Source organism: Mycolicibacterium agri (genome assembly GCF_002553505.1).
Classification (GTDB): domain Bacteria; phylum Actinomycetota; class Actinomycetes; order Mycobacteriales; family Mycobacteriaceae; genus Mycobacterium; species Mycobacterium agri.
In genome coordinates this window covers 1-8,103 of record NZ_PDCP01000144.1, presented here as the reverse complement: position 1 = coordinate 8,103, position 8,103 = coordinate 1, and the positions used below count along the sequence as shown (strand labels likewise).

Here is an 8,103-nt window from a genome sequence, read left to right as displayed (position 1 = left end):
GAGCTCGATATCTACTTCTGCGATCCGCACTCGCCATGGCAACGCGGCAGTAACGAGAACACCAACGGGCTGCTGCGTCAATACTTTGCTAAAGGCACCGACCTATCAGTGTTCCCGGCCGACTACCTCGACTACGTTGCCGCCCAACTCAACACCCGACCCCGCAAAACCCTCGGCTGGAAGAAACCCGCTGAAGTCCTCGACGAGCTACTCTCAAACCCGCCAAAACCACCCGCTGTTGCATCCACTGCCTGAAAATCGCCCTGGGACTTTGCGGGCATACGCGTCTGCTCGCGAAGGGAAATCAGGACAACAGGCGCAGGGCCGACAGCGCGTAGGTGCGTGCCGCGATGATCAACTCGTCGATCGCGACCGACTCGTCGGGCCGGTGTGCCTGCTCGGCGACCGACCCCGGTCCCAGAACCACCACGGGCACACCGAATTCGCGGGCGACGAACCCGCCGTCGCAGGCCGCCGTCCAGCCGCCGGGTGTGACCGTCGGCCCGCCCGCATCGGCCAGGGCCGCCGCGACGGTGCGCGTCAGCGGTGATTCGAGCGGTGTCTCGAACGGGGGCATTTCCATCGGCATCGACACCTCGACGCTCAGGCCACGCTCGGCCAACCGCAGCGCCTGGATACGCCCGCGCAGGCTGTCCAGCACGTCGGCGCCCGCTTCGTCGGGCAATAAGCGGCGATCGGCGACCACGGTGCACTCGGCGGGTACTACGCTGCCGCCGCTGCCGCCCTGGATCTGCCCGACGCTCCACGTCGCTGGGCCGAGCAGCGGGTGCGGCCGGTTGGCGAGCTCGGCATGCATGCGCTCGATTTCGCTCACGACCGCGGCCGCCCCGTAGATCGCATTGGCGCCGTCGTCGGGATTTCCTGCATGGCAGGCAGTTCCGTGCACATCGACCCGTAGGTAGGCGGCGCCGCGCGCGCCGATGATGGGCGCTAGATCGGTCGGTTCCGCGGTGATGCAGCCCAGCCATTGCCCTGTCGCCGAGCCCACATAGGCGCGGATGCCGAGGCCGTTCTCCTCCTCGTCGATCAGCGCGGCCAGTTCGACGGCACCGCGCAGACCAGCGCCGCGAAGTGCCGCCATCGCCGAAAGACAGGCCGCCAGGCCGCCTTTCATGTCGGATGCGCCGCGGCCGTAGAGCCGGCCGTCCTCGACGACTCCGCCGAACGGGTCCCTGGTCCAGCCCTCGCCGACCGGCACCACATCGGTGTGGCCCAGCAGCAGAAGGCCGGGCCCGTCGCCGCCGCGCAGCGTGATCCGGAGGTTGTCACGGCCCTGCTGCACCGGCATCTCGTTGATGTCGAGCCCGAGTTCGGCTGCGGCAGAGGCGAGCACCGCAACCGTCGTCGCCTCCTCACCGGGTGGGTTCTGCCCGTGGGCGCGGACCAGTGAGCGGGCGAGTTCGACCAGCGCGTCTTCGTCGATCTTGTCCAGCACGGCCCGTTCTGTGACGCTCAGCGGCATGTCAGCCCTTCGCAAGCAAGTCGACGGCGCGGCGCAGCCGGGCCACCCCCTGATGGATCCGGTCCGGCGGGGTGGAGGCGAAGCACAGCCGCAACGCGTCGGTGAAGCGGCCGGACGGCGAGAACGCCGAACCGGGGATAAACGCGACCCCTTCGGCCAGTGCGGGCTCGAAAAGCGCTGTGGTGTCGACGTTGTCGATGGTCACCCAGCAGAAGAAGCCGCCGTCGGGATCGGTCCAGCGCGCGCGGTCACCGAAGTGCTCTTCGAGCGCGGTGTGCATGGCCTCCTTGCGGCGCTTGTATTCGGCGCGCTGCTTGATCAAGTGCTCGTCGAGGTGGCCACCGGTGAGAAAGCCGGTCACCAGCCGCTGGCCGGGCAGGTTGGTGCAGGTGTCCATCGCCTGCTTGGCGTTGATCAGCAGCGGTTGCAACTCGGGCGCCGTGTCGACCCAGCCGACCCGCAGCCCGGGCGCGACGATCTTGGAGAAGGTGCGGACCGCGAAGACCAGGGGGTCGCCGCCGCCGAGTTCGCGTAGCGTCGGCAGCGGCTCACCCGCAAAACGCAACAGGCCGTAGGGGTCGTCGTCGATGATCATCGAGCCCCACTGCCGCGCCAATTCGAGCAGCCGCAGCCTGCGCTGAAGCGACATCGTGACACCGGACGGGTTCTGGAAGGTCGGGATCGTGTAGATCGCCTTCGGTGTGCGGCCGGCTTCGTCGACCAGCCGTTCGAGCGCGTCGACGTCCATACCGTGGTCGTCGACGGGAATCTCCAACAGCTGCGCGCCATAGGACAGCGCGGTGGCGCTGCCGTTGGTGTAGGTGGGCGACTCGACGGTCACGAGATCGCCTGGGTCGACGAAGATCTTGCAGAACAGGTCGAGTCCCTGCATGCCGCCCGCGGTGATCGTCAGCCGGTCGGCTGTGGTCTGGTCGCTGCTGCCGTGCAGCATCTCCAACAGCGCGGCCTGCAGTGGCGGATCGCCCTCGGTCGCGGCGTAGTCGTAAGCGCCGGGTGCGCTCAGTTCGGTGGCTGCGATGCCGGCCAGAATCTCCGACGGCACGGCCTCTGCGGCAGGGCTGCCCATCGCGAGCCGGACCACATCGTGAGACTGCTTGTGCAGCAACGACGTACTGGAGTCGATGATCGACCCCACCAAGCCGGCGGCGCGTGCGGCGAAGGGAAGCGTCGGTGTGGTCACGGGTTTACCTCCAGACCGTGAGTTCGTGGGGCAGGTCGGTCAGCTTCTCCACGCCGGTGTCGGTGACGACCACCGGCTCGGACAGCTCGTAGCCCCAGTCGTCCATCCAGATGCCCAGGATGACGTGAAAGGCCATACCCGCCGCCAGTTCTGTGCGTTCACCGGGGCGCAGGCTGACTGTGCGCTCACCCCAATCGGGTGGATAGCCGATCCCTATCGAATACCCGATACGCGAATCCTTCTGCAGTCCATGGGGTTTGATCACGCGATCGAACGCCTTGTGGACCGTGCCGCCGTCCACACCGGGACGCATCGCCGCCAGCGTCGCCTGCATCGCTTCGGCGACCACCTTCGAGGTGTCGAGGAGTCGCGACGGCGGCTCGCCCAGCATGACCGTGCGCGCCAGCGGCGCGTGGTAGCGGCCGTAGGTGCCCGCCAGTTCGACGGTGGTCGCCTCGCCGGTCGAAAAGACGCCCTGCGTCCACGTCAGATGCGGCGTGCCCGCGGACTTGCCCGTCGGCAGCAGCGGCACCAAGGCCGGATAGTCGCCGCCGTGCTCGGGCGTGCCGCATGTCTGCGCGGCCATGATCTCGGCGACCACGTCGCATTGGCGTCGCCCCGGCCGCAGCGCGTTGAACGCCGCCCGCATCGCGTGCTCGGCGATCGACCCCGCGATCCGCAATTGCTCGATCTCGTAGGAGGACTTGACGACTCGCACCCAATTGACCAGTTCAGCGCAGTCGATCAGCCGATTCGCCGGCAGCCCGCGTTCCAGTGCCTGATACCCGCGCGGAGAGAAGTAGTGGCAGTCGCATTCCACGCCGATCACTTCGCCGGCCGGGACAAGCCCTCGCATGACGTCGGCGATCCAGTCGAACGGATGCACATCGGGCCGGTGCACCAGGTCCTCTGGGTAGCCGTGGATGTGGTCGTCGTCCAGGTTGCACGTGTACGCCGCGCCCAGGGCGTCCATCGCCCTGGCGAACAGGTGCGGCGCGCCGTCGGGACCGACCAGCAGGCATTGCGGTGTGTAGAACGACCAGGCGTTGTAGCCCGTGAGGTAGAACAGGTTTGCCGGGTCACACACCACGAGCGCACCGAAGCCCTTGTCGGCCATGGCTTTCCGGACACGGCTCAGCCGGTCGGCGTATTCCTTTGCAAGCACCTCGTCAGTCATCCTTCACCGCTCCAGAAGCTGCTGACCGGGCCCGACCGCCTTGCGGCCGATCGTGCGCAACGCCGCCCACATCGTCACCTGGTTGGCCGTCAGCACCGGCTTCTTGAGCTCCTCCTCGAGCGGTGCGATGAGGTCGTAGGTCGGCAGGTTCGTGCAGCTGACGAAGATGGCCTGCGCGTCCTCGGTGTTGGTCTCGCGGACCAGGGCGGCGGTGACGTCGTAGGGCACGGTCCAGATGTCGGAGATCAACCCCATGCCGGCGGCGGCCACCACATCGACCCCCGCCTCGCCGAGGAAGGTCGTCAGGCCGACGGTCAACTCGGCGATGTAGGGCGTCACTGTGACGATCCGGACGATGTCGAGGTGAGTGAGCGCCTCGAGGAGAGCGCCGCTGGTGGTCACCGCCGCGGGCGCGCCCGCCTCGGTCATCGCCGACACGAGCTCCGCCTCGGCCGCGAGGCCGCCGATGAAGCTGCCCGACGTACACGCATATGCCATGCACTGCGGGGACACCGCCTTGACGTCGGTGAACCCCTGCGCGACGAGTTCTGGGGAGGAGACCCGCACCGCCATCTCCAGTGTCGCAGGCAGCGCCGCGTAAGGCATGCGGGTTAAATGCAAACTGACGTCGTCTGGCAACCAACGCCACAACTCACGGTCAAGCGCAAAATCATATGGCGTGACCACCCCGATCCCGGTCTGATGCAAAGGCGGAACCTGACTCATTGGCTAAGTTTGGGGCCGCTCTGGCCACTCCGCAAGTCGATTGTTGACAATCGTACGGTTTTGATAGCCTCTGACCGTGCCTCGAACACGACCGGTTATCGCGGTCCTGTGCGAGAAGGCGACCGACCGTCCCCCCGGTCTCGACGACTTGGACGTGGACTTTCGTTTCTGCGCGGCCGACGGCCTCGCCGACGCCCTTCGTGGAGCACGGGCGCTGCTGCTCTGGGACTTCTTCTCCAAGGCCCTTCGGGATGCGTGGTCCCACGCCGACCAGCTGGAGTGGATCCACATCACCGCCGCGGGCGTCGACACGCTGCTGTTCGACGAGCTGCGAAATTCCGACGTGGTGGTCACCAACGCCCGCGGCGTGTTCGACCGGCCGCTGGCCGAATACGTGCTCGGCGCCGTCATCGCCTACGCCAAGGACAGCCTGACGAGTTACGACCTGCAGCGCCGCCACGAGTGGCGGCACCGCGAGACCCGCAGCGTCACCGGAGCGACCGCATTGGTGGTGGGCACCGGCGGCATCGGCCGCGAGATCGCGAGGCTGCTGCGGGCCGCGGGCATGGTCGTGCGGGGCGCAGGCCGACGAGCCGCGTCCGATGACCCCGACTTCGGCGAGGTCGTCGAAAGCGCCAACCTGGCAAGGGAAGTCGGCTGGTGCGACCACCTGATCCTGGCCGCGCCGCTGACCCCGCAGACCCGTGGGCTCGTGAACAAGGAGGTGTTGGCGGCGATGAAGCCGGACGCGCATCTGGTCAACATCGCGCGTGGCCCGATGGTCGACGAGTCCGCTCTGCTGGCGGCGCTGACGCAGCGCCGAATCGGCGGGGCGACGCTGGACGTGTTCGAGACCGAGCCGCTGCCCGCCGACCACCCGCTGTGGGACGCTCCGAATGTGACGATCACCGCGCATATGTCCGCCGACGTCGTCGGCTGGCGCGAAACGCTGGCCGAGCAGTTCGCCACCAACGTCCGGCGCTGGCTGGCAGGCCAGCCGTTGCTCAACGTGGTGGACAAGCAGCTTGGGTACGTCGCCAGGACAGGAGCCACGGCATGATCACGTCGGCGATGGAGCTCGTCGAGGGCTACCGCAACAAGACCATCTCGCCGGTCGAGGCCACCAAGGCCGCACTCGAGGCGATCGACACCTACGACGGCGCCGTGAACGCCTTCGTTCTGGTCGATCACGAAGGCGCGCTCGCCGCCGCCAAGCAGTCCGAGGCGCGCTGGCAGGCCGGGGAGCCCCTCGGCCCCGGCGACGGTGTGCCGACGTCGATCAAGGACGCGCTGTGGACGCGCGGATGGCCGACGCTTCGCGGCAGCAATCTCATCGACGCGGCGGGGTCGTGGGACGAGGACGCCCCGTCGGTCGCTCGGCTGCGCGAAACCGGCGCCGTCATCCTCGGCAAGACGACCACACCCGAGTACTCGTGGAAGGGCGTCACCGATTCGCTTCGCCACGGCGTCACCGGCAACCCGTGGAATCCCTCGCTGACGGCTGGCGGCTCGAGCGGCGGCAGCGCGGCCGCGGTCGCGCTCGGCATGGGGCCGTGGTCGGTCGGCACCGACGGCGGCGGATCGGTGCGCATCCCCGCGGCGTTCACCGGGACCGTTGCGCTCAAACCCACTTACGGGCTGATCCCGTTCTATCCGGCGAGCCCGTTCGGGACGCTGTCGCACGCCGGGCCGATGACCCGCACCGTGCGCGACGCCGCCGCGATGATGGACATCATCACCGGGTTCGACGCCCGCGACTGGGCGGCGATGCCGACGCCGACGACATCGATTTTGTCCGGACTCGACGACGGGGTGGCGGGCCTGCGGGTCGCCTACTCGCCGAATCTCGGCTTCGTGCAGAATGATCCGTCTGTCGACGCCGCCGTACGCGCGGCTGTCGACGTGTTGGTCAGTGCCGACGCGCACGTCGAAGAGGCCGATCCCGGGTTCAGCGATCCGGTGGACGCGTTTCACGTGCTGTGGTTCTCCGGGGAAGCCAAGGTTCTTTCGTCCTACGGCGATCTCGACGCGCTGGCGGGTCGGATCGATCCTGGACTGCATCGCACGGCAGTTATCGGAGCGTCGTATTCGGCCGCCGACTATCTGGACGCGATGGCGGTACGAATGAAGTTGGGCGAGTTGATGGGTCGCTTCCACGAGCGATACGACGTGCTCGTGACGCCGACGCTGCCGCTGCCCGCATTCCCCGCCGGACAGGACGTGCCCGACGGTTCGGAATCGCCGGACTGGACCAGCTGGACCCCCTACACGTATCCGTTCAACCTGACCCAACAGCCCGCGCTCAGCGTGCCGTGCGGGTTCACCGACGCCGGGTTGCCGGTCGGGTTGCACATCGTCGGGCCGCGGCACGCCGATGCGTTGGTGCTGCGCGTGGGCCAGGCATATCAGTCGATGACCGACTGGCATCTGCGGGAACCGGGACTACTCGCCAAGGAGGCGCGATGAGCAAGCTGATCACGGTGTCGTTGGACAAGCGCGGCGTGAGCTGCGTCGCTCGACTGCTCGACGACGCTGCCCCGCGCACCTGCGCCGCGGTGTGGGACGCACTTCCGTTGTCGGCGCAGGTGTTTCACGGCAAGTACGCGCGCAACGAGATCTACACGCTGCTGCCGGCGTTCGCCGCTGATCCGGGCAAGGAAAACACGACCATCACCCCGATCCCGGGTGATCTGTGCTGGTTCTCCTTCGACTCCGACGATCTCGGCAACCCCGCCTACGGCTACGAAAACACCACCGGCACAGGCACAACCGGCGCGATCGTCGACCTGGCGCTGTTCTATGGGCGCAACAACCTGCTGATCAACGGCGACCAGGGTTGGGTGCCCGGCAACGTCTTCGGCGAGGTGATCGAAGGCCTCGAGGAGATGGCCGCCGCCTGCCAGGATCTGTGGATGGGCGGGGTGCGCGGCGAGACGTTGAGTTTCGCGCGTCGCGACTGACCGGTTTACGGCTCACTGGTGCAGCCGTAGGCCGTCGACGATCTTGTCGATTGTCTTGCGGTCGGCGCGAATTGCGATGCCCGCCAGATCGAGGTCGTCACGGGCCGCGGCGGCGACCGCGGCGCGGTTGGCGTCGTCGTGCGAGGTCGTGAACAAATCCGTCGTGAAGATCGTGGACACCACCCCGCGGGACAGCGCCCGGTTCAAGGTGCGCGTCAACCGGTCTCGATCTGCGCCGAAGACCATCACCGGCTGGCCGAACATGGGGGTGTAGCGGGTGCCGTCGGCGTCGAGGGCGATTTCAGGCAGTGGATGCAACAGCGGGTGGTTTTGGCGGGTTTGAGAGTAGCTCGTCGAGGACTTCAGCGGGTTTCTTCCAGCCGAGGGTTTTGCGGGGTCGGGTGTTGAGTTGGGCGGCAACGTAGTCGAGGTAGTCGGCCGGGAACACTGATAGGTCGGTGCCTTTAGCAAAGTATTGGCGCAGCAGCCCGTTGGTGTTCTCGTTACTGCCGCGTTGCCATGGCGAGTGCGGATCGCAGAAGTAGATATCGAGCTC

The 8,103-nt window shown here is 67.3% G+C and carries 10 protein-coding genes; 4 read left to right on the top strand and 6 right to left on the bottom strand.

The annotated features are described in order from the left end of the window. The coding region (locus CQY20_RS32465; RefSeq protein WP_109789712.1) for an IS30 family transposase at positions 1-255 on the top strand (255 nt) is incomplete at its 5' end. A gap of 49 nt (positions 256-304) precedes the next feature. Here the strand turns inward: CQY20_RS32465 and CQY20_RS32460 are convergent. From CQY20_RS32460 to CQY20_RS32445, 4 genes are read right to left on the bottom strand one after another with little or no spacing between them, the layout of a single operon-like run. Then, positions 305-1,483 (bottom strand): M20 family metallopeptidase, encoded by a 1,179-nt coding sequence (locus tag CQY20_RS32460; protein WP_097945249.1) that lies wholly within the window; start codon positions 1,481-1,483, stop codon positions 305-307. Between the two features lies 1 nt (position 1,484). Next, positions 1,485-2,684 (bottom strand): aminotransferase-like domain-containing protein, encoded by a 1,200-nt coding sequence (locus CQY20_RS32455; RefSeq protein WP_097945247.1) that lies wholly within the window; start codon positions 2,682-2,684, stop codon positions 1,485-1,487. A gap of 4 nt (positions 2,685-2,688) precedes the next feature. Continuing rightward, positions 2,689-3,861, bottom strand: a complete 1,173-nt coding sequence (locus CQY20_RS32450; protein ID WP_165789323.1) for a M24 family metallopeptidase — start codon at positions 3,859-3,861, stop codon at positions 2,689-2,691. Between the two features lie 3 nt (positions 3,862-3,864). Beyond that, positions 3,865-4,587 carry a maleate cis-trans isomerase family protein gene (locus CQY20_RS32445; RefSeq protein WP_207767362.1) on the bottom strand — a complete coding sequence of 241 codons (723 nt, stop codon included), beginning with the start codon at positions 4,585-4,587 and terminating at the stop codon, positions 3,865-3,867. Positions 4,588-4,663: 76 nt separating this feature from the next. Here CQY20_RS32445 and CQY20_RS32440 point away from each other — a divergent pair, with 76 nt between their 5' ends. The 3 genes from CQY20_RS32440 to CQY20_RS32430 are packed head-to-tail and all read left to right on the top strand — an operon-like array spanning position 4,664 to position 7,547. After that, positions 4,664-5,647 carry a D-2-hydroxyacid dehydrogenase gene (locus CQY20_RS32440; RefSeq protein ID WP_174814678.1) on the top strand — a complete coding sequence of 328 codons (984 nt, stop codon included), beginning with the start codon at positions 4,664-4,666 and terminating at the stop codon, positions 5,645-5,647. Then, positions 5,644-7,053 carry an amidase gene (locus tag CQY20_RS32435; RefSeq protein WP_097945242.1) on the top strand — a complete coding sequence of 470 codons (1,410 nt, stop codon included), beginning with the start codon at positions 5,644-5,646 and terminating at the stop codon, positions 7,051-7,053. Before CQY20_RS32440 ends, CQY20_RS32435 begins: the two co-directional genes overlap by 4 nt. Beyond that, positions 7,050-7,547 carry a DUF3830 family protein gene (locus CQY20_RS32430; protein WP_097945240.1) on the top strand — a complete coding sequence of 166 codons (498 nt, stop codon included), beginning with the start codon at positions 7,050-7,052 and terminating at the stop codon, positions 7,545-7,547. The genes CQY20_RS32435 and CQY20_RS32430 overlap by 4 nt, the downstream gene beginning before the upstream one ends. A gap of 12 nt (positions 7,548-7,559) precedes the next feature. On the opposite strand, the gene CQY20_RS32425 is transcribed toward CQY20_RS32430, so the two are convergent. Beyond that, positions 7,560-7,865 carry a DUF2000 family protein gene (locus CQY20_RS32425; RefSeq protein ID WP_234816520.1) on the bottom strand — a complete coding sequence of 102 codons (306 nt, stop codon included), beginning with the start codon at positions 7,863-7,865 and terminating at the stop codon, positions 7,560-7,562. Continuing rightward, positions 7,849-8,103 (bottom strand): IS30 family transposase (locus CQY20_RS32420; RefSeq protein ID WP_109789712.1); only part of this gene is annotated, 255 nt, incomplete at its 5' end. The genes CQY20_RS32420 and CQY20_RS32425, both read right to left, overlap by 17 nt.

Bases quoted from the DNA above. Each gene is read 5' to 3' on its own strand.
- CQY20_RS32460 (WP_097945249.1), bottom strand. From the start codon at position 1,483: ATGCCGCTGAGCGTCACAGAACGGGCCGTGCTGGACAAGATCGACGAA.
- CQY20_RS32450 (WP_165789323.1), bottom strand. From the start codon at position 3,861: ATGACTGACGAGGTGCTTGCAAAGGAATACGCCGACCGGCTGAGCCGT.
- CQY20_RS32445 (WP_207767362.1), bottom strand. From the start codon at position 4,587: ATGAGTCAGGTTCCGCCTTTGCATCAGACCGGGATCGGGGTGGTCACG.
- CQY20_RS32435 (WP_097945242.1), top strand. From the start codon at position 5,644: ATGATCACGTCGGCGATGGAGCTCGTCGAGGGCTACCGCAACAAGACC.
- CQY20_RS32430 (WP_097945240.1), top strand. From the start codon at position 7,050: ATGAGCAAGCTGATCACGGTGTCGTTGGACAAGCGCGGCGTGAGCTGC.